The 24539-nt window shown below is 73.6% G+C and carries 19 protein-coding genes; 15 read left to right on the top strand and 4 right to left on the bottom strand.

Features of this window, described 5'->3' with window-relative positions; translation table 11 throughout:
• The first annotated feature begins 35 nt into the window (after nt 1-35).
• The 4 genes from ABFY03_RS09095 to ABFY03_RS09080 all read left to right on the top strand — a co-directional run bounded on the left by ABFY03_RS09095 (nt 36) and on the right by ABFY03_RS09080 (nt 4222).
• Nucleotides 36-1100 (top strand): HAD hydrolase-like protein, encoded by a 1065-nt coding sequence (locus ABFY03_RS09095; RefSeq protein ID WP_346169652.1) that lies wholly within the window; start codon nt 36-38, stop codon nt 1098-1100.
• Between the two features lie 133 nt (nt 1101-1233).
• Complete coding sequence (locus ABFY03_RS09090; protein WP_386723699.1) at nt 1234-2289, top strand: iron chelate uptake ABC transporter family permease subunit; 1056 nt, start codon at nt 1234-1236, stop codon at nt 2287-2289.
• Entirely contained in the window at nt 2286-3320 is a 1035-nt protein-coding gene (locus tag ABFY03_RS09085; RefSeq protein WP_319010892.1) for a FecCD family ABC transporter permease, read from the top strand. Before ABFY03_RS09090 ends, ABFY03_RS09085 begins: the two co-directional genes overlap by 4 nt.
• A 44-nt stretch (nt 3321-3364) precedes the next feature.
• Nucleotides 3365-4222, top strand: coding sequence for an ABC transporter ATP-binding protein (locus tag ABFY03_RS09080; RefSeq protein ID WP_346172222.1), 858 nt, complete (start codon nt 3365-3367; stop codon nt 4220-4222).
• Here ABFY03_RS09080 and ABFY03_RS09075 read toward each other — a convergent pair.
• Nucleotides 4211-4558: an SCP2 sterol-binding domain-containing protein gene (locus ABFY03_RS09075; protein ID WP_346169651.1), complete on the bottom strand. Its 348-nt coding sequence runs from the start codon at nt 4556-4558 to the stop codon at nt 4211-4213. The two genes, ABFY03_RS09080 and ABFY03_RS09075, sit on opposite strands and share 12 nt — an antisense overlap.
• A 42-nt stretch (nt 4559-4600) precedes the next feature.
• Between ABFY03_RS09075 and ABFY03_RS09070 the strand changes: the two genes are divergently transcribed.
• From ABFY03_RS09070 to ABFY03_RS09050, 5 genes are all read left to right on the top strand, one after another.
• The gene (locus ABFY03_RS09070) at nt 4601-4873 is read left to right on the top strand and encodes a hypothetical protein (protein WP_386723698.1); all 273 of its coding nucleotides are present in this window, start codon (nt 4601-4603) and stop codon (nt 4871-4873) included.
• A gap of 7 nt (nt 4874-4880) precedes the next feature.
• Nucleotides 4881-5696, top strand: a complete 816-nt coding sequence (locus ABFY03_RS09065; protein WP_319010894.1) for a TlyA family RNA methyltransferase — start codon at nt 4881-4883, stop codon at nt 5694-5696.
• Nucleotides 5693-6610: an NAD kinase gene (locus tag ABFY03_RS09060; RefSeq protein ID WP_319010895.1), complete on the top strand. Its 918-nt coding sequence runs from the start codon at nt 5693-5695 to the stop codon at nt 6608-6610. Before ABFY03_RS09065 ends, ABFY03_RS09060 begins: the two co-directional genes overlap by 4 nt.
• Before the next feature lie 46 nt (nt 6611-6656).
• On the top strand, nt 6657-8408 hold the full coding sequence (gene recN / locus ABFY03_RS09055; RefSeq protein WP_346169650.1) for a DNA repair protein RecN: 1752 nt from the start codon (nt 6657-6659) through the stop codon (nt 8406-8408).
• Nucleotides 8409-8601: 193 nt separating this feature from the next.
• Nucleotides 8602-9690, top strand: coding sequence for a glycosyltransferase family 4 protein (locus ABFY03_RS09050; RefSeq protein WP_319010897.1), 1089 nt, complete (start codon nt 8602-8604; stop codon nt 9688-9690).
• 38 nt (nt 9691-9728) lie between these two features.
• Here ABFY03_RS09050 and ABFY03_RS09045 read toward each other — a convergent pair whose 3' ends face one another.
• A complete protein-coding gene (locus ABFY03_RS09045; RefSeq protein ID WP_319010898.1) occupies nt 9729-11351 on the bottom strand; it encodes a PucR family transcriptional regulator in 1623 nt (540 codons plus the stop codon).
• A gap of 159 nt (nt 11352-11510) precedes the next feature.
• Between ABFY03_RS09045 and ABFY03_RS09040 the strand changes: the two genes are divergently transcribed.
• Together ABFY03_RS09040 and ABFY03_RS09035 are read left to right on the top strand one after the other, a co-directional pair.
• On the top strand, nt 11511-13034 hold the full coding sequence (locus ABFY03_RS09040) for an APC family permease (RefSeq protein WP_319010899.1): 1524 nt from the start codon (nt 11511-11513) through the stop codon (nt 13032-13034).
• 61 nt (nt 13035-13095) lie between these two features.
• Complete coding sequence (locus ABFY03_RS09035) at nt 13096-14727, top strand: flavin monoamine oxidase family protein (RefSeq protein WP_319010900.1); 1632 nt, start codon at nt 13096-13098, stop codon at nt 14725-14727.
• A 3-nt stretch (nt 14728-14730) separates the two neighbouring features.
• On the opposite strand, the gene ABFY03_RS09030 is transcribed toward ABFY03_RS09035, so the two are convergent.
• Entirely contained in the window at nt 14731-16125 is a 1395-nt protein-coding gene (locus ABFY03_RS09030) for an FAD-binding oxidoreductase (RefSeq protein WP_319010901.1), read from the bottom strand.
• 68 nt (nt 16126-16193) lie between these two features.
• On the bottom strand, nt 16194-17996 hold the full coding sequence (locus ABFY03_RS09025; protein ID WP_319010902.1) for a glycoside hydrolase family 15 protein: 1803 nt from the start codon (nt 17994-17996) through the stop codon (nt 16194-16196).
• 532 nt (nt 17997-18528) lie between these two features.
• On the opposite strand from ABFY03_RS09025, the gene pyrG reads away from it, so the two are divergent.
• From pyrG to ald, 4 genes are all read left to right on the top strand, one after another.
• On the top strand, nt 18529-20178 hold the full coding sequence (gene pyrG / locus ABFY03_RS09020; protein WP_319010903.1) for a CTP synthase: 1650 nt from the start codon (nt 18529-18531) through the stop codon (nt 20176-20178).
• Nucleotides 20179-20258: 80 nt separating this feature from the next.
• A complete protein-coding gene (locus ABFY03_RS09015) occupies nt 20259-20885 on the top strand; it encodes an NUDIX hydrolase (RefSeq protein ID WP_319010904.1) in 627 nt (208 codons plus the stop codon).
• A gap of 278 nt (nt 20886-21163) precedes the next feature.
• On the top strand, nt 21164-23149 hold the full coding sequence (locus ABFY03_RS09010; RefSeq protein ID WP_346169649.1) for an AAA family ATPase: 1986 nt from the start codon (nt 21164-21166) through the stop codon (nt 23147-23149).
• 146 nt (nt 23150-23295) lie between these two features.
• The gene (gene ald, locus ABFY03_RS09005) at nt 23296-24411 is read left to right on the top strand and encodes an alanine dehydrogenase (protein ID WP_319010906.1); all 1116 of its coding nucleotides are present in this window, start codon (nt 23296-23298) and stop codon (nt 24409-24411) included.
• The last annotated feature ends 128 nt before the right edge of the window (nt 24412-24539 follow it).

Here is a 24539-nt window from a genome sequence, read left to right as displayed (position 1 = left end):
GGGATGTCGGAACGGTGAGTGAGGAGCGGGTGGTCATGGCGCGAGACGGCCAGGAGCGGCGGACGGAACGGAGCCGGCCCGGCGGCAGCGCGGCCGCGCTGAGCGCGGCGTACGACACGGCGCTGCTCGACCTCGACGGGGTCGTGTACTTCGCGGGCGGGGCGGCGATCCCGTACGCCGTGGAGGCGCTGGGCGCGGCCCGGGACGGCGGGATGCGGCTGGCGTACGTGACGAACAACGCGCTGCGGACGCCGGACGCGGTGGCGGCGCACCTCACCGAGCTGGGCGTGCCGGCCGCGCCGGGGGACGTCGTCACCTCGGCGCAGGCCGTGGCCCGGCTCATCGCCGAGGACGTGCCGGAGGGCTCCCGGGTGCTCGTCGTCGGCGGCGAGGGCCTGCGGGTCGCCCTGCGGGAGCGGGGGCTCGTCCCGGTGGAGTCGGCCGACGACGAGCCGGTGGCCGTCGTGCAGGGGTACGGCGGGCCGGACATGGCCTGGGGGCGGTTCGCGGAGGCGGCGTACGCGGTCGGGCGGGGCGTGCCGTGGTACGCGTCCAACACCGACCTGACGATCCCGGGCGCGCGGGGGATCGGGCCGGGGAACGGGGCGGCCGTCGAGGTCGTGCGGATCGCCACCGGCGGGCGGGTCGAGCCCAGGGTGGCGGGGAAGCCGCAGCCGCCGATGCACCGGGAGACCGTGCTGCGGACCGGGGCCGAGCGGCCGCTGGTCGTCGGGGACCGGCTGGACACCGACATCGAGGGCGCGTTCAACGGGGGCGTCGACTCGCTGCTCGTGCTGACCGGGGTCACCGACGTGGCGACGCTGCTCGCGGCCGTGCCGGAGCACCGGCCGACGTATGTGGCGGCCGATCTGCGGGGGCTGCTCGCCGGCCAGCCGGAGGTCGAGGAGGACGGCGACGGCGGGTTCCGCTGCGGTGGCTGGCGGGCCTCGGTGAGCGGCGACGCGCTCGTCCTGGACGGGGCGGCGGATGCGGACGTGCTCGACGGGGTCCGGGCACTGTGCGGTGCCGCGTGGACGTGGGCCGGTTCGGGCTCGTGCGGACTCGACGCGGGGAAGGCCCTGGCGCGGCTCGGGCTGTAGCCGCCGGAGGCGGGCGTGAGGGACCCCGGGCGTGCTCGATCCGGGCCCGGGGCGTCCGGGGGCAGGGGTCGTCTCACGGGGCGGTTCGGTCGGGGCACTGTCTGCGCAAAGTTGGGTAGGCTAACCTAACTCCGTGTTGGTTGAGAGTCCCTCCCGTACGAGCGCGGAGCCGACAGGTCCCGGGCAGTCGCCGAAGCGCCGGAACTCCGTGCGCGCCGTCGGGCTGCTCGCGGCGGTCGGTGCCCTGCTGCTGGTCTGTGTCCTCAGCGTCATGGTCGGCGCCAAGCCGGTGCCGATCGGCGACGTCTGGCACGGGCTGTTCCAGAACAGCGGCGTCGGCAACGACGTCGTCATCCACGACGTGCGCGTGCCGCGCACCCTGCTCGGCCTGCTCGTCGGCCTGGCGCTCGGCCTGGCCGGCGCGGTGATGCAGGGGCTGACCCGCAACCCGCTGGCGGAGCCCGGACTGCTCGGGGTCAACGCCGGCGCGGCCGCCGCCGTGGTGTCCGCGATCGCCTTCCTCGGCGTCGACGACGTCCGGGACTACGTGTGGTTCGCCTTCGTCGGCGCCGCCGTCGTCTCCGTCGTCGTGTACGTGCTCGGCGGCAGCCGCAGCGCCACCCCGGTGCGGCTCGCGCTCGCCGGGACGGCCGCCACCGCCGCCCTGTACGGCTACGTCAACGCCGTCCAGCTGCTCGACTCGGCCGCCCTCGACCGGCTCCGCTTCTGGACGGTCGGCTCGCTGGCCTCCGCCGACATGCAGACCGTCGGCCGGATCGCGCCGTTCATCCTGGTCGGCGCCGTCCTGGCGCTGGCGATCGCCCGGCCGCTCAACGCCATGGAGATGGGCGACGACTCCGCCCGCGCGCTGGGCGTGAGCATCAACCGGACCCGGACCGTCGCCATGGTCGCCGTCACCCTGCTGTGCGGGGCCGCGACCGCCGCCTGCGGGCCGATCATCTTCCTCGGCCTGATGGTGCCGTACATGGTCCGCGCGATCACCGGGCCCGACATGCGGTGGATCCTGCCGTACGCGGCCGTGCTCGCGCCGGTGCTGCTGCTCGGCTCCGACGTCCTCGGCCGGGTCGTCGTCCGGCCCGCCGAACTCCAGGTCGGCATCGTGACGGCCCTCGTCGGCGGGCCCGTCTTCATCCGACTCGTACGCCGCAAGAGGATGGCCCAGCTGTGACCACCAAGACCCTGCGGACCGGCGGCGGACTCTCGCTGCGGTACGCGCCGCGGGCCGCGCTCTCCGGCCTCGGGCTGATCCTGCTCACCCTCGGCGTCGGCACCGTCCTCGTCTGCACCGGCGACTTCCCGATGACGCCGTCCGAGGTCCTCGACACCCTCCTCGGCCGGGGGACGGTCGTCCAGGAGTTCGCCGTCATGGAGCTGCGGCTGCCGCGGGTCCTCGTCGCGATCCTGGTCGGCGCCGCGCTCGCCCTCGGCGGGGCGGTCTTCCAGTCGATCTCCCGCAACCCGCTCGGCAGCCCCGACGTCATCGGCTTCGGCCAGGGCGCCACCGTCGGCGCGCTCGTCGTCATCGTGCTCTTTCAGGGCAGCGCCGTCGCCACCGCCCTCGGCGCCGTCGTCGGCGGCGTCCTCACCGGCGCCGTGATCTACCTGCTCGCCTGGAAGCGGGGCGTGCACGGCTACCGGCTGGTGCTCGTCGGCATCGGTGCCGCCGCCATGCTGACCTCCGTCATCCACTACCTCATCACCAAGGCCGACCTGGTCGACGCCACCCGCGCCACCGTGTGGATGACCGGCAGCCTCGACGGCCGCGACTGGACCCAGTTCTGGCCGCTGCTCGCCGTCTGCTGCGTGCTCGTGCCGCTGGTCCTCGGCCACGGCCGGGCGCTGCGGATGCTGGAGATGGGCGACGACGCCGCGTACGCCCTCGGCGTGAAGGTCGAGCGCACCCGGATCGTCCTGATGGCCTCCGCCGTGCTGCTCGTCGCCGTCGCCACCTCGGCGGCCGGCCCCATCGTCTTCGTCTCCCTCAGCGCCCCGCAGCTGGCCCGCCGGCTCACCCGCGCGCCCGGCCCCAACCTGGCGGTCTCCGCCGTCATGGGCTCCGCGCTGCTGCTGTGCGCCGACTGGATCGCCGGCAACGCCTTCGGCGACCGCCGGCTGCCCGTCGGTGTCATCACCGGCATCCTCGGCGGCTGCTACCTCCTCTGGCTGCTCGTCAGCGAACGCAAGGCGGGCCGGATATGACCACGAACAAGAGCACCATGGACCAGGACACCAGGAGCACGCCCATGAGCGGTCGGCAGCAGCAGCGCCTCGGGGCCGAGTCGGTCACCCTCGCGTACGAGCAGCGGGTCATCGCCCGCGACCTGTCCGTCGAGATCCCGGACAACTCCTTCACCGTCATCGTCGGACCCAACGCCTGCGGCAAGTCCACCCTTCTGCGCGCCCTCTCCCGGATGCTGAAGCCGACGCAGGGCCGGGTGCTGCTCGACGGGCAGTCGATCCACTCGCTGCCGGCGAAGAAGGTCGCCCGGACCCTCGGCCTGCTGCCGCAGTCGTCCATCGCGCCCGACGGCATCACCGTCGCAGACCTCGTCGCCCGCGGCCGCTACCCGCACCAGGGCCTGCTGCGCCAGTGGTCGCCCGAGGACGAGCGGATCGTGCGGGAGTCGATGGAGTCGACCGGCGTCGCCGAGCTCGCCGACCGGTTCGTCGACGAGCTCTCCGGCGGCCAGCGCCAGCGGGTGTGGATCGCCATGGCCCTCGCCCAGCAGACGCCGCTGCTGCTGCTCGACGAGCCGACCACGTACCTCGACATCCAGCACCAGATCGACGTCCTCGACCTCTGCGCCGAGCTGCACGAGACGCAGGGGCGGACGCTCGTCGCCGTCCTGCACGACCTCAACCACGCGGCCCGGTACGCCACCCACCTCATCGCCGTGCGCGGCGGCGAGGTCGTCGCCCAGGGGCCGCCGTCCGAGGTGGTCACCGCCGAACTGGTCGAGCTGGTCTTCGGGCTGCGCTGCCAGGTCATCGACGACCCGGAGACGGGCACCCCGCTGGTCGTCCCGGCCGGGCGGCAGGCGCGGGCCAGGCGGACCGCCCGGGCGGCCGAGGCCGTGCCGGAGCCCGCCCTACAGAAGTGAGCGGAGCCGCAGCAGGTCGCGGAAGCCGGCCTCCAGCCTGACCCGGCCGGAGGCCCACGCCTTCGCGAAGTTCAGCCCGCCGTTCACCATCGCCACCAGGTCGTCGCCGGTCATCGCCAGCCTGATCTGCGCCTTGTGGGGCGGCGGGCCCTCCACCGTGGACTCCACGACCATCCGGCCGCCGGTGAGCCGGCCGGTGAAGGTCGTGTCGAGGTCCGTCAGGTGGCAGCTCAGGGTGCGGTCGAGCGCCGCGGCGCCCCGGACGGAGCCGTCCGCCCCCGCGAGGTTCTCCGCCAGCTTGTCGAGTGCGTCGTGGCACTCCGTGATCGTCGCCATCGCCGTCGACCGTACCCCAGGGCTTCGCGGTAGCGTCGGGGCATGGACGAAGCGATGACGGGCACCCGTACGGACACCGGTACGGATCCGGCGGCGGACGGGCCCGCGGCCGCCGCCCCCCTGGGGGTGGACCGGGAGCCCACCGGGCTGCCGGCCGTCGACGCGCTCGTCGAGCGGCTGGGCGAGGCCGACCACCTCACGGCGGACGGACACCTCGCGGTGTACGAGGATGTACACCGAGGACTGCGCGCCGAGCTGACCTCGCTCGACGCGCACCCCGCCTCCGCACCCCGTCCGCACGACCCCAGGAGCTGAACCCACCGTGGCAGGAGTGGCACGCCGCCGCCTCGACGCCGAGCTGGTCCGGCGCAAACTCGCCCGCTCGCGCGAGCACGCCAGCCAGCTGATCGCCGCGGGCCGGGTGACCGTCGGCAAGACCGTCGCCACCAAGCCCGCCACCCAGGTCGAGACCGCCGCGGCGATCGTCGTCACCCAGGACGACTCCGACCCCGACTACGTCTCGCGCGGCGGCCACAAGCTCGCCGGCGCCCTCGCCGCCTTCGTGCCGAAGGGGCTCAAGGTCGAGGGCCGGCGGGCGCTCGACGCCGGTGCCTCCACCGGCGGCTTCACCGACGTGCTGCTGCGCGCCGGCGCCGGCCACGTCGTCGCCGTCGACGTCGGCTACGGCCAGCTCGCCTGGTCGCTCCAGAGCGACGAGCGGGTCACCGTCAAGGACCGCACCAACGTGCGCGAGATGACCCTCGACTCGATCGACGGCGTCCCCGCCGACCTCGTCGTCGGCGACCTCTCCTTCATCCCGCTCGGTCTCGTGCTGCCCGCCCTGGTCGCCTGCACCGCGCCCGACGCCGACCTCGTCCTGATGGTCAAGCCGCAGTTCGAGGTGGGCAAGGACCGGCTCGGCTCCGGCGGAGTGGTCCGCAGCGCCGAGCTGCGCGCCGACGCCGTGAAGAACGTCGCCCGGCAGGCGGCCGACCTCGGCCTCGGGGTGGCCGGCGTCACCGCCAGCCCGCTGCCCGGCCCGTCCGGGAACGTCGAGTACTTTCTGTGGCTGCGGGCGGGGGCGCCCGCACTCGATCCCGCGGACGTCGACCGCGCCGTGGCGGAGGGACCTCGTTGACAGCGACAGCGGCACCACAGGCACCACGCACCGTCTTCCTGCTCGCGCACACCGGCCGGCCGGCCGCCGTGCGCAGCGCCGAACTCGTCGTCCTGGGGCTGCTGCGCAGCGGCATCGGCGTCCGGGTCCTGGAGGCGGAGGCGGCCGACCTGCCGCTGCCGCCGTCCGTGGAGAAGATCCCGGACGACTGCCCGGAGGCGCTCGACGGCTGCGAACTGATCATCGTCCTCGGCGGTGACGGCACGCTGCTGCGCGGCGCCGAGTTCTCCCGCGCCTCCGGCGTGCCGATGCTCGGCGTCAACCTCGGTCGCGTCGGCTTCCTCGCCGAGGCCGAGCGCGACGACCTCGACAAGGTCGTCGACCGGGTCGTCACCCGGGCGTACGAGGTCGAGGAGCGGATGACCCTCGACGTCGCCGTCTACCAGAACGGCGACACCCTGCACCGCGACTGGGCGCTCAACGAGGCCGCCGTGCAGAAGGTGTCCCCGGAGCGGATGCTGGAGGTCGTCCTCGCCATCGACGGCCGGCCGGTCACCGGCTTCGGCTGCGACGGGGTGATCTGCGCGACGCCGACCGGCTCGACCGCGTACGCCTTCTCGGCCGGCGGCCCGGTCGTCTGGCCCGAGGTGGAGGCGCTGCTCATGGTGCCGATCGGGGCGCACGCGCTGTTCGCCAAGCCGCTCGTCACCACCCCCGACTCCGTCCTCGCCGTCGAGGTCGAGCCGCACACCCCGCACGGGGTGCTGTGGTGCGACGGGCGGCGGACCGTCGAGCTGCCCGCCGGCGCCCGCGTCGAGGTCCGGCGCGGCGCCGTCCCCGTCCGGCTCGCCCGGCTCCACCACGCGTCCTTCACCGACCGGCTGGTCGCGAAGTTCGCGCTGCCGGTCTCGGGGTGGCGCGGCGCGCCGCACTGACCGTCCGGGGTGGGGGCGATGTCGCGTCCCGGTGCGGAAACCTCGTATGGTCTGGGGCGTGCTGGAGGAGATGCGGATACGGTCGCTCGGGGTCATCGACGACGCGGTGGTCGAGCTGTCGCCCGGCTTCACCGCGGTGACGGGTGAGACCGGCGCGGGCAAGACCATGGTCGTCACGAGTCTCGGGCTGCTGCTCGGCGGACGGGCCGACCCGGCCCTGGTACGGATCGGAGCGGGCTCGGCGGTCGTCGAGGGGCGGATCAGCCTGCCCCCCGGCGCGCCCGCCGCGCTGCGGGCCGAGGAGGCCGGGGCGGAGCTCGACGAGGGCGCCCTGCTGGTGACCCGTACCGTCTCCGCGGAGGGGCGCTCGCGGGCGCACCTCGGCGGTCGGTCGGTGCCCGTCGGGCTGCTCGCCGAGCTCGCCGACGAACTCGTCGCCGTGCACGGCCAGACCGACCAGCAGGGCCTGCTGAAGCCCGCCCGGCAGCGCGGTGCGCTCGACCGGTACGCGGGCGAGGCCGTGTCCGTGCCGCTCGCCGCCTACGGCGAGGTGTACCGGCGGCTGCGCGCCGTCACCGCCGAGCTGGACGAGATCACCACCCGGGCACGTGAGCGAGCCCAGGAGGCCGATCTGCTGCGCTTCGGGCTCGGCGAGATCGAGGCCGTCGCGCCGCTGCCCGGCGAGGACGCGGAGCTGGCCGCCGAGGCCGAGCGGCTCGGGCACGCCGAGGCGCTGGCCTCCGCCGCCGCGCTCGCGCACGCCGCGCTCGCCGGGAACCCGGAGGACCCCGAGTCCGTCGACGCCACCACGCTGGTGGCCGGCGCGGGCCGGGCCCTGGAGGCCGTGCGGACGCACGACCCGGCGCTCGCCGCGCTGGCCGACCGGATGGGGGAGATCTCCATCCTGCTGGCCGACGTGGCGCAGGAGCTGGCGGGGTACGCCGACGACCTGGACGCCGATCCGCTGCGGCTCGCCGCGGTCGAGGAGCGGCGGGCGGCGCTCACCCAGCTCACCCGGAAGTACGGCGACTCCGTCGGGGCCGTCCTGCTCTGGGCGGAGGAGAGCGCGGCACGGCTCCTGGAGCTGGACGGCGACGACGACCGGATCGGGGAGCTGTCCGCCGAGCGGGACCGGCTCCGCGACGAGCTGTCCGTCCTCGCGCAGCGGCTCACCGACGCCCGGGTGGAGGCCGCGGACCGGTTCGCCCAGGCGGTCACCGCCGAGCTGGCCTCGCTGGCCATGCCGCACGCGCGCGTGTCCTTCGACATCCGGCAGACCGAGGCGCTCGACGAGGCCGCGGGCGTCGAGGTCGGCGGGCGGCGGGTGGTGTACGGGCCGGCCGGCGCCGACGAGGTCGAGCTGCTGCTCGCCCCGCACCCCGGTGCCCCGCCGCGGCCCATCGCCAAGGGCGCGTCCGGTGGTGAGCTGTCCCGGGTGATGCTCGCCGTCGAGGTCGTCTTCGCCGGGGTCGACCCGGTGCCGACGTACCTCTTCGACGAGGTCGACGCGGGCGTCGGCGGCAAGGCGGCCGTGGAGATCGGCCGGCGGCTCGCCAAGCTCGCCAAGTCGGCGCAGGTCGTGGTCGTCACCCACCTGCCGCAGGTCGCGGCGTTCGCCGACCGGCAGCTGCTCGTCGAGAAGACCAACGACGGGTCCGTCACCCGGTCCGGCGTCACCGTCCTGGAGGGCGAGGAGCGGGTCCGCGAGCTCTCCCGGATGCTCGCCGGCCAGGAGGACTCCGAGACCGCCCGCGCCCACGCGGAGGAGCTGCTGGCCACGGCCAGGGCGGACGGCTGAGCCGGGGCCGCGGGGACGTCCTCCGGCGCCGCCGCAGGCGCTCCGACGCCCGAGGGGGCGCGCACCGTGAGGGTGCGCGCTCGCTCGGACGGGTGAAGTCGGGTGACGGGGCGGCGCTCGGACACGGGAACGATGCGGTGTCGGTGCCGGAACGTGCGTACGGTCGGCTGCCCGGGCTGGCATCCTTGGGCGCGTGACACAGCTCCGTACGGTCCAGGTGCTGGGCGGCGGCAGCGCGGGCAGCAGCGCGCACGTCCGATCACTCGCCTCGGGGCTGGTGGCCAGGGGCGTCCGGGTGACCGTGTGCGCTCCGGCCGAACTCGACCGTCTCTACGACTACTCGGGGGCCGGCGCGCACGTCGTGCCGCTGCCCCGCCGCAACGACCCCGCGACCGTCGCCGTGCTCCGCAACGCCTGCATCGGCGCCGACGTCGTCCACGCGCACGGCCTGCACGCCTCCGTCCGGGCCGCGCTCGCCGTCTCCGGCGGCGTCGGGCTCGCCCGCACCCCGCTCGTCACCACCTGGCACGGCCGCCCGCACACCGACGGGCCCATGGGCGGGCTCGTACGGCTCCTGGAACGCCGGACCGCGCGGGCGGCCGCCGTCGTCCTCGGGACCTCCTCCGAACTCGTCGACCGGGCCCGGCGGCGCGGCGCCCGCGACGCGCGGCTCGCCCCGGTCACCGTGCCCGCCGCCGGCGGGCCCGTCTGCCTCCAGGACGGCAAGGCCAGGGCCGAACTCGGCGCCGTCGACCGGCCGCTGCTCATGGCCGTCGGCGCGCTCGAACCCGGACGCGGGTACGGGACGCTGCTCGACGCGGCGCGCGTCTGGCGGGAGCTCGACCCGCAGCCGCTGCTCGTCATCGCCGGCGAGGGACGCGAACGGGCCGCGCTCCAGCGGCGGATCGTCGCCGAGGGGCTTCCCGTCCGGATCGTCGGCCGCCGTGACGACGTCGCCGAACTGCTGGCCGCCGCGGACGTCGCGGTGCTGCCGTCCCGCTGGGAGTCGCGCTCCCTGCTCGCCCAGGAGGCGCTCCGGCTCGGCGTCCCGCTGGTCGCCACGGCCGTCGGCGGCGTCCCCGAACTCGTCGGCGACGCCGCGGAACTCGTGCCGTACGGGGACGCCGACGCCCTCGCGGCGGCCGTCCGGGGCCTGCTGGACGACGCGGAGCGGCGGATGGACCTCGCGGCGGCGGGGCGGGTGCAGGCGGGGACGTGGCCGACGGAGGACGACACCATCGCGCACGTCCTGAGCGTCTACGACGAGCTGGCGGCGCGGTAGCCCTTCCGTGTGTGGACGGGTGCCCGCACCGGGGGCGGTCAGAGCGTGTGGCGGCGGGCTCGGAGGGCCAGGGAGAGGGCCAGGACCGTCTGGGGGTCGTCCAGGTCCGTGCCGAGGAGCTCGGAGATCCGGGCCAGCCGGTTGTAGAGCGTCTGCCGGTTGAGGTGCAGCTCGCGCGCCGTCTCCGCCTTGCGGCCCGCGTGCGCCAGATACGTCTCCAGCGTGGGCAGCAGCGGTGGCCGCGAGGCGCGGTCGTGGTCCCGGAGCGGACCGATCGCGCGGTCGACGAAGGCCGCCAGGTCCGGGTGGTCGCGCAGCCGCCACAGCAGCAGGTCGATGTCCAGCCGCCGGGCGTCGTACCAGGGGCGGTCCGTGAGGCCCTGCGCCGCCGTGGCCGTCTCCGCCGCGTGCCGCAGCCCCGCCGACGCCGCCGCCCAGCCGCCGGCCATGCCGACCACCACGACCGGCGGGTGCGCCCCGGCGCCCTCCAGGCCGGCGCGCTCCACCCCGGCCCGCAGCGCCGCCGCGACCCGGTCGGCGACCGCCGTCCGCTCCGACTCGGAGCGCAGGCCGAGCAGCAGCGGCACCCGGCCCTCGACCGGGCGGACGCCCAGGAGCGCGGGCACGCCGACGGCGGACAGCTCCTCGTGGACGGCGCGGGCCAGCAGCGCCCAGCTGCCGGACGGGGACAGCTCGGGGGCCAGGCGCATCACGACCGGCAGCAGCGGACCCTCGCCCGGTCGGAAGCCGAGGACCCGGGCCTGCGCCGGTGCGTCCTCCGCCGAGATCCGGCCCTCCGCCAGGTCCGTCAGGAAGTCGCCGCGGCCGCGCGCCGCCAGCTCCTCCTCCTGCCGGGCCTGCATGAGGACGACCGCGAGGAGGCCCGCGGCCCGCTCGGCGGCCATCCGGTGGACGGGGGAGAGGGCGCCGGAGACCGCGAGCAGCACCAGCCGGGCCCGCACCGAGCCCGTGCCGGGACCTCCGCCGGGCACGTCGACCAGGACCGTGCCGGTCGGCGGGCCCGACTCGCGGGCCGCGCGCTGGCCGCGGAGCCCGTCCCACACCTGGAGCGGGTCGGCCGGGCCGGACTCGGTGCCCGCCGCGTACAGCAGCTGCCCGTCGGCGGTCTCCAGGAAGACCGGGTTCGCGGCGAAGTCCGAGAGGATCCGCAGCACCTGGGGAACCCCGCCGCCGCCGAGCAGCGCCTCCGTGCACTGCCGGTGGATCTCCTCGGCCCGCCGCTGGAGCGCGTAGTGGCCGTTGACGATCTCGGTGTGGATCTCCTCCGTGACCGCGACGAACGGCACCTCGCGGTGGAGCTGGACCAGTGGCAGCCCGGCGGCCCGGGCGGTCTCCACTATCGTCGCCGGAAGCCGGGCGAAGCGCGGGCCGAGCTCCACGACGAGCGCCGCGATGCCCCGGTCGGCGAGGCGCCGCACGAAGGCCCGCTGCTCGGCCGGGCGGGTGCCCAGGCCCAGACCGGTGGTCAGCAGCAGCTCGCCGCCCTTCAGCAGCGACGCGATGTTGGGCACCTCGCCCGCGTGCACCCACCGCACGGTCCGCTGGAGCCGGTCGGCGCCGGCGACGACCTCCGGGAGGCCGCTGCGGAGCCCCGGGAGTTCGAGTGCCCGTTGTACGGTGATGCCGCCCTGCGTGTCCATGGGCGGACGCTATCGCCGATGGTGTTTCCTGGACATCTCACCACGGTCACGGGGCCGGTCCGATCGCACACAGGGGCGACAACTCGTCGCGGCGCGGCGGGATTTGTACGACCGAATGTCGCTTGTGGCCTACGTCACTCCGGTGGATGCTCTCCCGCCATGGCAGACACCTCCACCCCGAAGCCGGCCCCGCGCGTCGACCGGCTCAAGGCGAACTCCGTCGGGCTCGTCGGCGTCGTCTTCATGGCCGTGGCCACCGCCGCGCCGATCACGGCCATGACCGGCAACCTCCCGATCGCCGTCGGCTTCGGCAACGGCACGGGCGCCCCCGCCGGCTACCTCTTCGCCACCCTCGTCCTGACCGTCTTCTCCGTCGGCTACGTGGCCATGGCCAAGCGGATCACCGCCGCCGGCGCCTTCTACGGCTACATCTCGCACGGCCTCGGCCGGATCGCCGGCATGGCCTCCGGCATGCTCGCCGTCCTCGCGTACATCGTCTTCGAGGCGTCGATCGTCGGCGTCTTCGCCTACTTCGCGAAGACCACCGTCGCCGACCAGCTCGGCGTCGACCTGCCGTGGATCCTGTACGCGGCCGTCATGCTGGCCGTCACCGCCGTCCTGTCGTACTTCGACATCAACCTGACCGCCAAGGCGCTCGGCGTCATGCTGATCGCGGAGATCGCCGTCCTCTTCGCGGTCGCCACCGCCGTCCTGATCCACGGCGGCGGCCCGGACGGCATCCCCGTCGAGCCGGTCAACCCGAAGAACGCCTTCACCGGCGCCTCCGCCGGCCTCGGCCTCTTCTTCGCCTTCTGGTCCTGGGTCGGCTTCGAGTCGACCGCCATGTACGGCGAGGAGTCCCGCGACCCCAAGCGCGTCATCCCCCGCGCCACCCTCATCTCCGTCATCGGCGTCGGCCTCTTCTACATCTACGTCTCCTGGATGACGATCGCCGGGAACGGCCTGACCGGCTCGGTGAAGCTGTCCTCCTCCGCCAGCCCCCTCGACCTCTTCTTCGCCCCCACCCAGACCTTCATCGGCGCCTGGGCCGTCGACGCCTTCCAGTGGCTGCTGCTCACCGGCTCCTTCGCCTGCGGCATGGCCTTCCACCAGTGCGCCTCCCGCTACCTCTACGCCATCGGCCGCGAGGGCTTCCTCCACCCGGCGCTGGGCCGCACCCACCCCAGGCACGGCTCCCCGTACCTCGCCTCCTTCGTGCAGAGCGCCATCGCCGTCCTCCTCGTCGGCGCCTTCTGGCTCACCGGCCAGGACCCCTACATCCACCTCTACACCCTGCTCGCGATCCTCGGCACGATGGCCATCCTCATCGTGCAGACCCTCTGCTCCTTCGCCGTCATCGGCTACTTCCGCAAGAACCACCCCGAGGACCGGCACTGGTTCAGGACCCTCACGGCGCCGCTCCTCGGCGGCATCGGCATGACCGCCGTCGTCGTCCTCCTCGTCGTCAACATGGAGACCGCGGCCGGACTCGCCGCCGACTCGCTCTTCTTCAAGGCGATCCCGTGGATCGTCGGCGCCGTCTTCTTCGGCGGTCTCGGCCTCGGCCTCTACCTCAAGGCCAGGCAGCCCGCGCGCTACGAGATCATCGGCCGGATCGTCCTGGAGGACGCCGCCGAGCGCGACGACGAGCAGTCGGAACCCGTCACCGCAGCACACGGCTGACCCCACGGCCGTACGGCCGGCATCGCCACCGGCCGAACCCCCACCACTCCAGGAGCGCCCCATGGCACGCACCAACCCGATGCACCTCCTGAACCGCCTCGCCGCCGACCACGCCGACGCCCGCCGGCTCGGCCTCCCCGTCGACGAACTCCGCGGCCTGCGGAACGACCCGCTGGGCCGCCGTACCCTCCTCAAGGCGGCCGCCGCGGCCGGGATCGCGGTCTCCGCCGCGGCCGCCCCCGCCGTCGCCGCCGTCCCCGACCCCCCGGTCCGGTCCGACGCCCGGATCGCCGTCGTCGGCGCCGGCATCGCCGGACTCACCGCCGCCCTCACCCTCCAGGACGCCGGCCTCGCCCCCGTCCTCTACGAGGCCGACCCGGCCCGCGTCGGCGGCCGGATGTGGACCCAGCGGAACCACTGGGCCTACGGGCAGACCTCCGAGATCGGCGGCGAGCTCATCGACACCAGCCACAAGAAGATGCTGGAACTCTGCCGCCGCTTCGGACTCCCCACCGAGGACTTCCTCGGCGGCGGACCCAACGGCGCCGAGGAGGTCCTCTGGTTCGACGGCGGCTACTACCCGCGCCACCAGGCCGACGAGGACTTCAACGGCGTCTACCAGGCGCTGCGCCGCGACCTGTCCGAGGCGGGGGAGGTCCTCTGGAACCGGACGACCCCCACCGGCACCGCCCTCGACAACATGTCGATACACGAGTGGATCGAGAGCCGCGTCCCCGGCGGGCACTCCTCGCCGCTCGGACAGTTCATCGACGTCGCCTACAACGTCGAGTACGGCGCCGACACCACCGAACAGTCCTCGCTCGCCCTCGTCCTGCTCATGGGCTACCAGACCAATCCCGGCAACTTCAACATCTGGGGCCTGTCCAACGAGCGCTACCACATCACCGGAGGCAACGACCGGCTCCCGAACGCCATCGCCGGGGCCCTGAACCCCGGCACCCTCCGGATGGGCTGGACCCTCCAGGCCGTGCGGGCCAACGCCGACGGCACCCAGACCCTCACCTTCGCCGAGGGCGGCACCACCCGGACCGTCACCGCCGACCACACCGTCCTCTGCGTCCCGCTGCCGATCCTCAAGCAGCTGGACCTCACCCGCGCCGGCTTCGACCCGCTCATGACGAACCTGCTGCGCGACGCCCGCATGGGCTACTGCACCAAGCTCAACATGCAGTTCGGCACCCGTCCCTGGCGCGGCACCGGCGCCTGGCCCGGGGTCTCGGCCGGCGACTGCTTCACCGACCTGGAGGTGCAGCAGACCTGGGACACCACCAAGATCCAGGGCGGCACCGGCGGCATCCTCATCCAGTACAACGGCGGCAGCCTCGCCCGGAACCTGAACCCCGCCGGCCCCTTCTCCACCGAATCCGACCCGTACGTACGGAACCTGGTGAGCCGCTACCTCGCCGGGATCGACAGCTTCTTCCCCGGCACCGCACGGGCGTGGAACGGCCGCGCCCAGCTCTCCGCCTGGCACAAGAACCCGAACGCGCTGGGCGCGTACTCCTGCTGGCCGGTGGGCTACCTCCACCGGTACGCCGGGTACGAGGGCACCGCCCAGGGCAACGTCCACATCGGCGGCGAGCACTGCTCCTACGACTTCCAGGGCTTCATGGAGGGCGGCGCCACCGAGGGCGAGCGGGCCGCGAGGGAGGTGATCGACGCCCTCCGGTAGCGGTCAGGCCGCCTCGGCCGGCGCGATGTTGTGGTTGAGGCGGAAGACGTTGTCGGGGTCGTACGCGGCCTTCACGGCGGCGAGCCGCGGGTACATGTCGGCACCGAAGCCGGCGACCACCCGCCGCTCGCCCTCCGTGCCGATGAAGTTCAGGTACACCGCGTCCGTCGACCACGGCCGCATGTCCGTCCGCACGTCGTGCACCCACTGGACCGCCGCCCCGTCCAGGTCCGGGTCCTCCCAGGTCGCGAACGGGTGCACGGCCCATGCCGCGGTGCGCCACGGCAGCGGGTACGCGGCGGGGCCACGGGCCACCGCCCCGCCCAGCGGGAACAGCACGTGCTGGCAGGCGGTGCCGGCCGGGATCCGCTCGCCGCGGGCGCAGTACACGTCCACCGCCTCGTCCGGGAGGCCGTCCAGATACTCCGCCGACCAGTAGTTCCGCAGCCCCGGCGGGTCGTCGATCATGCACTGCAGATCGGCGTACGGGATCTCCTGCACGAGCTCCACCACCGGCCGCAGCGCGGACAGCGGACCGGCCAGCTCCCGCACCCCCGCCACCGGCCCGGCGAAGGTCACCAGCGCCATCGTCACCAGCTCGCCGACCAGGTGCGCCGGCACGAACGGCTCGGGCGGGGCGGGGCAGTACAGCACCCCGCCGCTCGCCTCGTCCGGCATGGTCTCCGCGAGCGCGCGGTACGCCGCCACCACATCGGGCCCCGAGCGCGGCGGGAAGAGCATCATCGCGAAGCTCATCACCGGCAGCTCGTGGAGCCGCAGCGTCAGCGAGGTCACCACGCCGAAGTTGCCGCCGCCGCCGTGCAGCGCCCAGAACAGCTCCGGGTTCTCCTCGGCGCTCGCGACGACGTGCCTGCCCTCGGCCGTGATCAGGTCGGCGGAGAGCAGGTTGTCGCACGCGAGCCCGAACTTCCGCTCCAGCCAGCCGGAACCGCCGCCCAGGGTGAAGCCGCCGACGCCGGTCGTGGAGACCCGGCCGCCGGTCGTCGCCAGGCGGAAGGGCTGGGTGGCGCGGTCGAGGTGCCCGATCGTGGCGCCTCCCTCGACCCGTACCGTCATGTGCTCGGGGTCCGCGACCACCGCGTGCATCCCGCGCAGGTCGACCACCAGACCGCCGTCGACGACGGAGGTCCCGGCGACGCTGTGGCCGCCGCCGCGCACGGCGATCGGCAGCTCCGTCTCGCGCCCGAAGAGGATCGCGTTGGAGACGTCCGCCGGGGTCGCGCACTGCGCGATGACGGCCGGCCGGCGGTCGATCATGCCGTTGTGCACGGCCCTCGCCGCGTCGTAGCCCGGATCCCCGGGCACGAGGACCGCGCCGGCCAGATCCTCGCGGAGCCCGGCCAGGGCGGTGTCCGGAACGGTGAACTGGGGAGCCATCGGGTGCCCCCCTTTCGTGCGGGGGCCAGGACATCTTCATCGTAGGTCCGGCCCCCGCGGGGCGCTCCTCAGCCGCCGTAGGCGCCGCTCGCGGTCAGCCGCAGCGCGGTGTCGATCAGCGGCACGTGGCTGAACGCCTGCGGGAAGTTCCCCACCTGCCGCTGGAGCCGCGGGTCCCACTCCTCGGCGAGCAGCCCCAGGTCGTTGCGGAGCGACAGCAGCTTCTCGAAGAGGGTGCGGGCCTCGTCGACCCGGCCGATCATCGCCAGGTCGTCGGCGAGCCAGAAGGAACAGGCGAGGAACGCGCCCTCGTCGCCCTCCAGACCGTCGACGCCGGCCTCCTCGCCGGCCGTCGGATAGCGCAGCACGAAGCCGTCCTCGGTGGACAGCTCCCGCTGGATCGCCTCGATCGTGCCGATCACCCGCTTGTCGTCCGGCGGCAGGAAGCCCATCTGCGGGATCAGCAGCAGCGAGGCGTCCAGCTCCTTGGAGCCGTACGACTGGGTGAAGGTGTTCCGCTCCTTGTCGTAGCCCCGCTCGCAGACGTCCCGGTGGATCTCGTCGCGCAGCTCGCGCCAGCGCTCCAGCGGCCCCTCCGCGTCACCCGACTCGATCAGCTTGATGGTGCGGTCCACCGCCACCCAGGCCATCACCTTGGAGTGGGTGAAGTGCCGGCGCGGGCCGCGGACCTCCCAGATGCCCTCGTCGGGCTGGTTCCAGTTCTTCTCCAGGTACTGGATCAGCTTGATCTGGAGCAGGGAGGCGTAGTCGTTGCGGGACAGGCCCGTCATGTGGGCCAGGTGCAGGGCCTCGGTGACCTCGCCGTACACGTCGAGCTGGAGCTGGCTCGCGGCGCCGTTGCCGACTCGGACCGGGCCGGAGTTCTCGTACCCCGGCAGCCAGTCCAGCTCCGCCTCGCCGAGCTCCCGCTCGCCCGCGATGCCGTACATGATCTGGAGGTTCTCCGGGTCGCCCGCGACGGCGCGGAGCAGCCAGTCCCGCCAGGCGCGGGCCTCCTCGCGGTAGCCGGTGCGCAGCATCGAGGAGAGGGTGATGGCGGCGTCCCGCAGCCAGGTGTAGCGGTAGTCCCAGTTCCGCACGCCGCCGATCTCCTCCGGCAGCGAGGTCGTCGGCGCGGCGACGATCCCGCCGGTCGGCGCGTACGTCAGCGCCTTCAGGGTGATCAGGGAGCGGACCACGGCCTCCCGGTAGGGGCCGTGGTACGTGCAGTGCCCCACCCACTCGCGCCAGAAGCCGGCGGTCGCCTCCAGGGATCCCTCGGGGTCCGGCAGGGCCGGCGGCTCCTTGTGCGAGGGCTGCCAGGACAGGGTGAAGGCGATCCGGTCGCCGGCGGTGACGGTGAACTCGGAGTAGGTGGTCAGGTGCTCGCCGTGGGTCTCGGCCTCGGTGTCGAACCAGACGGAGTCGGGGCCGGCCACCGCGACCGTGCGGTCGCCGACCTTGTGCACCCAGGGCACGATCCGGCCGTAGCTGAACCGCATCCGCAGCGCCGAGCGCATCGGCACCCGGCCGCTGATCCCCTCCACGATCCGGATCAGCTGGGGCGCGCCGTCGCGCGGGGGCATGAAGTCGGTCACCCGGACCGTGCCGCGCGGGGTGTCCCACTCCGATTCCAGGATCAGCGAGTCCCCCCGGTAGCGGCGGCGGTCGGCGGGGGCCGGTTCGGCGTCGGCCGGGCCGGCCGGGCCGACCCGCCAGAAGCCGTGCTCCTCGGTGCCGAGCAGCCCCGCGAAGACCGCGTGCGAGTCGAAGCGCGGCAGGCAGAGCCAGTCGACGCTCCCGTCCCGGCAGACCAGCGCCGCGGTCTGCATGTCTCCGATGAGTGCGTAATCCTCGATACGCCCGGCCACGTGCTTCACTCCAGTCGAACGGCCTGTCCGCCCCTCGGGGCGCGTGCTGCGGGATTGCGTGCGAGTCGCGAGAGATGCCCGCGGTGCCAGTGTGCGGGATGGCCGGCTCCGGCAGCGGGTCGAGGGAGGCGACACGGGCTCCCGGTCCGGTTCCACGGGCGGGGGTGGTGCCGTCGGCCGGCCGCCCGGGGACGAGGCCGGGCGCGATGGTCCGCACCCTAATGACCGTGGTGATCACCCGCGTAACGCGCTGCTCCATACGGGTGAACAGGTGTCGTCGGCCGGCCCCCGCGGCCCCGTGGGCACGGGCCCGCACGGCCTCTCCACCCCCCTTCCCACCCGGTCGGCCGGTATGCCGACCGTGTGGCCGGAAGCGGTCTCCTGCTGTCACTGATACCCTGGTACCCCGTGGACCGGTGGGAAACGGCGCCAGCCGAGACCCCCGAAACCGCAGCGACGGCACCCCCGATTCTTCCGGAGGACCAGCCGCTTCGCACCTCCAGAACGCGACCACGGGAGCCCCCTCTTGGCGATGCCGCCCAAATCCACGACGACCAAGCACATCTTCGTCACCGGGGGTGTCGCCTCCTCGCTCGGCAAGGGCCTCACCGCCTCCAGCCTGGGTGCGCTCCTCAAGGCCCGTGGCCTGCGGGTCACGATGCAGAAGCTCGACCCGTACCTCAACGTCGACCCGGGCACGATGAACCCCTTCCAGCACGGTGAGGTGTTCGTCACCAACGACGGCGCCGAGACCGACCTGGACATCGGCCACTACGAGCGCTTCCTCGACGTCGACCTCGACGGTTCGGCCAACGTCACCACCGGCCAGGTCTACTCGCAGGTCATCGCCAAGGAGCGGCGCGGCGAGTACCTCGGCGACACCGTGCAGGTCATCCCGCACATCACCAACGAGATCAAGTCCCGGATCCGCCGCATGGCGACCGACGACGTCGACGTGGTCATCACCGAGGTCGGCGGCACGGTCGGCGACATCGAGTCGCTGCCCTTCCTGGAGACCGTCCGCCAGGTCCGCCACGAGGTCGGCCGCGACAACGTCTTCGTCGTGCACATCTCGCTGCTGCCCTACATCGGCCCCTCCGGCGAGCTGAAGACCAAGCCGACCCAGCACTCGGTCGCCGCCCTGCGCAACATCGGCATCCAGCCCGACGCCATCGTGCTGCGCGCCGACCGCGAGGTCCCGACCGCCATCAAGCGCAAGATCTCGCTGATGTGCGACGTCGACGAGGCCGCCGTGGTCGCCGCCATCGACGCCAAGTCGATCTACGACATCCCGAAGGTGCTGCACTCCGAGGGCCTCGACGCCTACGTGGTGCGCAAGCTCGACCTGCCCTTCCGCGACGTGGACTGGACCGTCTGGGAGGACCTCCTGGACCGGGTCCACAACCCGGAGCACGAGGTCACCGTCGCGCTGGTCGGCAAGTACATCGACCTGCCCGACGCCTACCTCTCGGTCACCGAGGCCATGCGCGCCGGCGGCTTCGCCAACAAGGCGCGGGTCAAGGTCAAGTGGGTCACCTCCGACGACTGCAAGACCCCGGCCGGCGCCGAGAAGCAGCTCGGCGACTGCGACGCCATCCTCATCCCCGGCGGCTTCGGCGACCGCGGTGTGTCCGGCAAGGTCGGCGCCATCCAGTACGCCCGCGAGAAGAAGGTGCCGCTGCTCGGCATCTGCCTCGGCCTCCAGTGCATCGTCATCGAGGCGGCCCGGAACCTGGCCGGCATCCCCGAGGCGAACTCCACCGAGTTCGACCCGGCCACCGCGCACCCCGTCGTCTCCACGATGGAGGAGCAGCTCGCGTACGTGGAGGGCGCCGGCGACCTGGGCGGAACGATGCGCCTGGGCCTCTACCCGGCGAAGCTCGCCGAGGGCTCGGTCGTCCGCGAGACCTACGACGGCGAGCCGTACGTCGAGGAGCGCCACCGTCACCGCTACGAGGTGAACAACGCGTACCGCGCCGAGCTGGAGAAGAAGGCCGGTCTGGTCTTCTCCGGCACCTCCCCGGACAACAAGCTCGTCGAGTTCGTCGAGTACCCGAAGGAGATTCACCCCTACCTGGTCGCCACCCAGGCGCACCCGGAGCTGAAGTCCCGCCCGACCCGCCCGCACCCGCTCTTCGCGGGCCTGGTCAAGGCGGCCGTCGAGCGCAAGACGGCCAAGTAGCACGGCGCGTTAACGTAGCCGGGGTACGGGTTCTCGCACGAGGACGCGTACCCCGGCTTTCGTATGTGGGAGGACTACCGATGCAGGTGCAGGACACCCCGGAGGAGTGGCGGGTCGTCACCACCGCCACCCCCTTCAAGGGCAACAAGACGAGTGTCCGCACGGACGACGTGGTCATGCCGGACGGCTCGGTCGTCCGCCGTGACTACCAGGTCCACCCGGGCTCCGTGGCCGTGCTGGCCGTGGACGACCAGGACCGGGTGCTGGTGCTGCGGCAGTACCGCCACCCGGTGCGGCAGAAGCTGTGGGAGATCCCGGCCGGGCTCCTCGACGTGCCCGGCGAGAACCCGCTGCACGCCGCCCAGCGCGAGCTGTACGAGGAGGCGCACGCCAAGGCGGGGGAGTGGCGGGTCCTGACGGACGTGTACACCACCCCGGGCGGCTGCGACGAGGCGGTACGCATCTTCCTGGCGCGCGACCTCGCCGAGGCGGAGGGGGAGCGGTTCGAGGTCGCCGAGGAGGAGGCCGACATGGAGGTGGCGCGGGTCCCGCTGGACGAGCTGGTGCGCGGGGTCCTCGCCGGCGAGCTGCACAACAACTGCCTGGTGGTGGGCGTGCTGTCACTGGTCGCCGCGCGGGCCGGCGACGGTCTGGACGCGCTGCGCCCGGCCGACGCGCCCTGGCCGGCCCGGCCCTTCGAGGCGTAACGCCGTCCGGTGTCCGCGCCGCGGGTCCTCCGTGTGGGCAGGCGTTCCGCGGGGCGATGGGGGTCCCCCTGCGGAACGTTCGCCCACAACGAAACGGCGGGGGCGGAGCTCGCAACGGAGCGGCGGGACGGCCGGTGTGACTGTCGGCTGATCCGATCGGGGGATGTGCCCGTCGCGCTCCGCCGGGGACGCGCGGGGGGCTGAACTACGCTCGTACACGCCCGTGCGGAGTCCCCCGCGGGGATCGGCTCGTGCGCAGGTGGACGGGAGCGTGGCCCGTGACGGATCAGGCGGTGGCAGCGGCCGGCAGCCGGCAGTTCTACGGCCGGCAGCGGGAGTTGAAGGCCCTCCGCGCCGACATCGAGCGGACCGGTCTGGACACCCTGACCGGGCGCAAGGAGCCCCGTGCCCGCGTCCTCCTCGTCGCCGGGCGGCCCGGCTCCGGCCGGACCGCCCTCGCCGAGGAGCTGATCGCCTCGGTCGCCGACCGCTATCCCGACGGCGTCTACCGGGCCCGGCTCAGCGAGCCCGGCGGGGAGCCCGTCCCCACCGCCCGGGCCGCCCGCGAACTCCTCCGCGACCTCGGGGTCGCGGAACCGCCCGGCGCCGCCGAGGACGAGCTCACCGAGCTGGTCCGCGAGGCGCTCGGCACCCGCCGGGCGGTGCTGCTGCTCGACGACGCCGTCGACGCCGAGCAGGCCGACCCGCTGCTCCCGGACAACCCCGACGCCCTCGTCGTCGCGGTGGCCCGGGGGCCGCTCACCGGCATCCCGGACGTACGGCCCTGCACCCTCGGCGGGCTCGACCCGAAGTCGGCCATCGAGCTGCTGACCTCCGCCACCGGCTCGGTCCGCATCACCGTCGACCCGCAGGCCGCCGAGGCGCTGGTCGAGGAGTGCGGCGGGCTGCCCGGTGCGGTGGTGCTCGCCGGCGGCTGGCTGGCCGGCCGGCCCGAGACCTCCGTCGCCGACCTCGCCAAGCGGCTCCGCGGCCTGAACGGCGACCCCCTCACCCGGGCCTTCCTCCTCGCCCACCAGGCGCTGCCCCAGCCGGCCGCCCGGATACTGCGTTATCTGGCGCTCGCCCCGCTCGGCCGGGCCGACGCCCACACCGCCTCCGCCCTGGCCGGCTGCTCGGTCCAGGCGGCGGCGACCACCCTCGCCGACTTCGCCCGCCTGGGCCTGGTCGCCGAGGCCGCCGACGGGGAGTACGAGGCCCCCGGGCATCTCGTCCCCCTGCTCCGCGCCCAGCTGGAGGAGCGCGACCGGCCCGCCGAGGTGCAGCTCGCCCGGGCCCGGATGCTGGAGCGGACCGTACGGCTCCTCCAGTCCTGCCGTGCGGTCACCGAACCCGAGGGCTCCCCGGCCCGGCGCAAGCTCGCCGGACTGCCGCGCGCCCTGCGCTTCCCCACCGCCGAGGACGCCGCCCGGTGGCTCGCCTCGCGCCGCCCGGCCCTGCTCGCCTGCGCCCGGATGGCCGTCGCCGACGGGGAGCTGGACACCCTGGCCCGCCGGCTCATCGCCTCCCTGGTCCGGGCGCTCACCGCGCACGGCGGCGCCGAGGCCGCGGCGCCCGACCTGTACGGGCTGCACCGGCTCGTCCTCGACGTCGCCGAGCGGCGCGGACTGCACCGCGAGCGCGCCGCGGCCCTGCTCAACCTCGGCGACCTCGATGCCAGGACCGGCCGCACCAAGGACGCTCTGCTGCGATATCGGTTGGCATGGGAGGCAGGAAGGCAGGCAAATGATCCGTACGCCACGGGTCGCGCAATGGAATCCGTAGGCGGCAGCTACCAGGAGCTCGGTGACTGGCAGCGGGCCGGCGACTGGTACGGCCGCGCCCTCGCCCAGCGCCTCGCCCACGACGAGCGGGCCGACCAGGCGCGGCTGTACGCCCGCCTCGGCGCCGTACAGACCTATGCCGGGCGGTACGGGGAGGCGCTGCGGCACTGGCGGGCGGCCGCCTCCGGCTACCGCAGGCTGGGCGATCTCCCGGGCCACGCGCGGGCGTTGAGCGAGGCGGCCCGGGTGCAGGAGTACGCCGGGCGGCCCGAGGAGTCGCTGCGGACCTGCGAGGAGGCGGTCGAGTGGGCCCGCCGGGCCCGGGACACCCGGCTCCAGGCGGCGCTCCAGCTGCGGCTCGCCGACACCCTCGACCGGCTCGGGGACCCCGCCGCGGCGCGACTGCACCGGGCCGCCGCGGACCGTCTGCTGGAAACGGAAGGTTCTGCCTACGAAATCCGCAGTGGGTCTGCTGAAGATTAGTACTTTGAAAGGCTAGACAGCGGGAACTCCTTCATTAGACTGGTTCTGCCGCGTTCGAACGTGGTCTGCCCCGGTGTGCCGCAGTGCATCCGGGTATGTATCGCAGTGCACCAGTTATCCCCCTGATTCAAGGACCGTGATCGACGATGAAGGTCGGCATCCCCCGCGAGGTCAAGAACAACGAGTTCCGCGTGGCCATCACCCCTGCCGGTGTCCACGAGCTCGTCCGCAACGGCCACCAGGTCTTCATCGAGCAGAACGCCGGCGTCGGCTCCTCGATCACGGACGAGGAGTACGTCGCCGCGGGCGCCGAGATCCTCGCCACCGCCGACGAGGTCTGGGCCACCGCCGACCTGCTCCTCAAGGTCAAGGAGCCGATCGCGGAGGAGTACCACCGCCTCCGCAAGGACCAGACGCTCTTCACCTACCTGCACCTCGCCGCCTCCAAGGAGTGCACGGACGCCCTCCTGGAGTCCGGCACCACCGCCATCGCGTACGAGACGGTCGAGACCGCGAACCGCGCGCTCCCGCTGCTCGCCCCGATGTCCGAGGTCGCGGGCCGGCTGGCCCCGCAGGTCGGCGCCTACCACCTGATGCGCTCGGCCGGCGGCCGCGGCGTCCTCCCCGGCGGCGTCCCCGGCACCCACGCCGGCAAGGCCGTCGTCATCGGCGGTGGCGTCTCCGGCTGGAACGCCGTGCAGATCGCCGTCGGCATGGGCTTCCACGTGACCCTGCTCGACCGCGACATCAACAAGCTCCGCGAGGCCGACAAGATCTTCGGCACCAAGGTGCAGACCGTCGTCTCCAACGCCTTCGAGCTGGAGAAGGCCGTCGTCGAGGCCGACCTCGTCATCGGCGCCGTCCTCATCCCGGGCGCCAAGGCCCCGAAGCTGGTCACCAACGAGCTCGTCGCCAAGATGAAGCCCGGAAGTGTCCTTGTCGACATCGCGATCGACCAGGGCGGCTGCTTCGAGGACTCGCACCCGACCACCCACGCCGAGCCGACCTTCCAGGTCCACGACTCGGTCTTCTACTGCGTCGCCAACATGCCCGGCGCGGTCCCGAACACCTCCACCTACGCCCTCACCAACGCCACGCTGCCCTACATCGTGTCGCTGGCGAACAACGGCTGGGTCGAGGCGCTGCGCCGCGACTCCGCGCTCGCCCTGGGCCTCAACACCCATGACGGCAAGGTCGTTTACAAGGAGGTCGCCGAGGCGCACGGCTACGAGCACGTCGAGCTGAGCACCCTCATCGGCTGACCCCGAAGCACCTCCCGGCGGCCCCGGCGGCGCACCCCGTCAACGCCCGCCGTCAATGTCACGCACCCGGCCGGACCTTGTTCGACAAGGTCCGGCCGGCTGTGTCTCCGGCCACGCCAAAACGTTCG

Origin of the sequence: Streptomyces roseofulvus (assembly GCF_039534915.1) — a bacterium.
GTDB classification, from domain to species: domain Bacteria; phylum Actinomycetota; class Actinomycetes; order Streptomycetales; family Streptomycetaceae; genus Streptomyces; species Streptomyces roseofulvus.
This window is presented reverse-complemented; position numbering and strand designations above follow the sequence as displayed.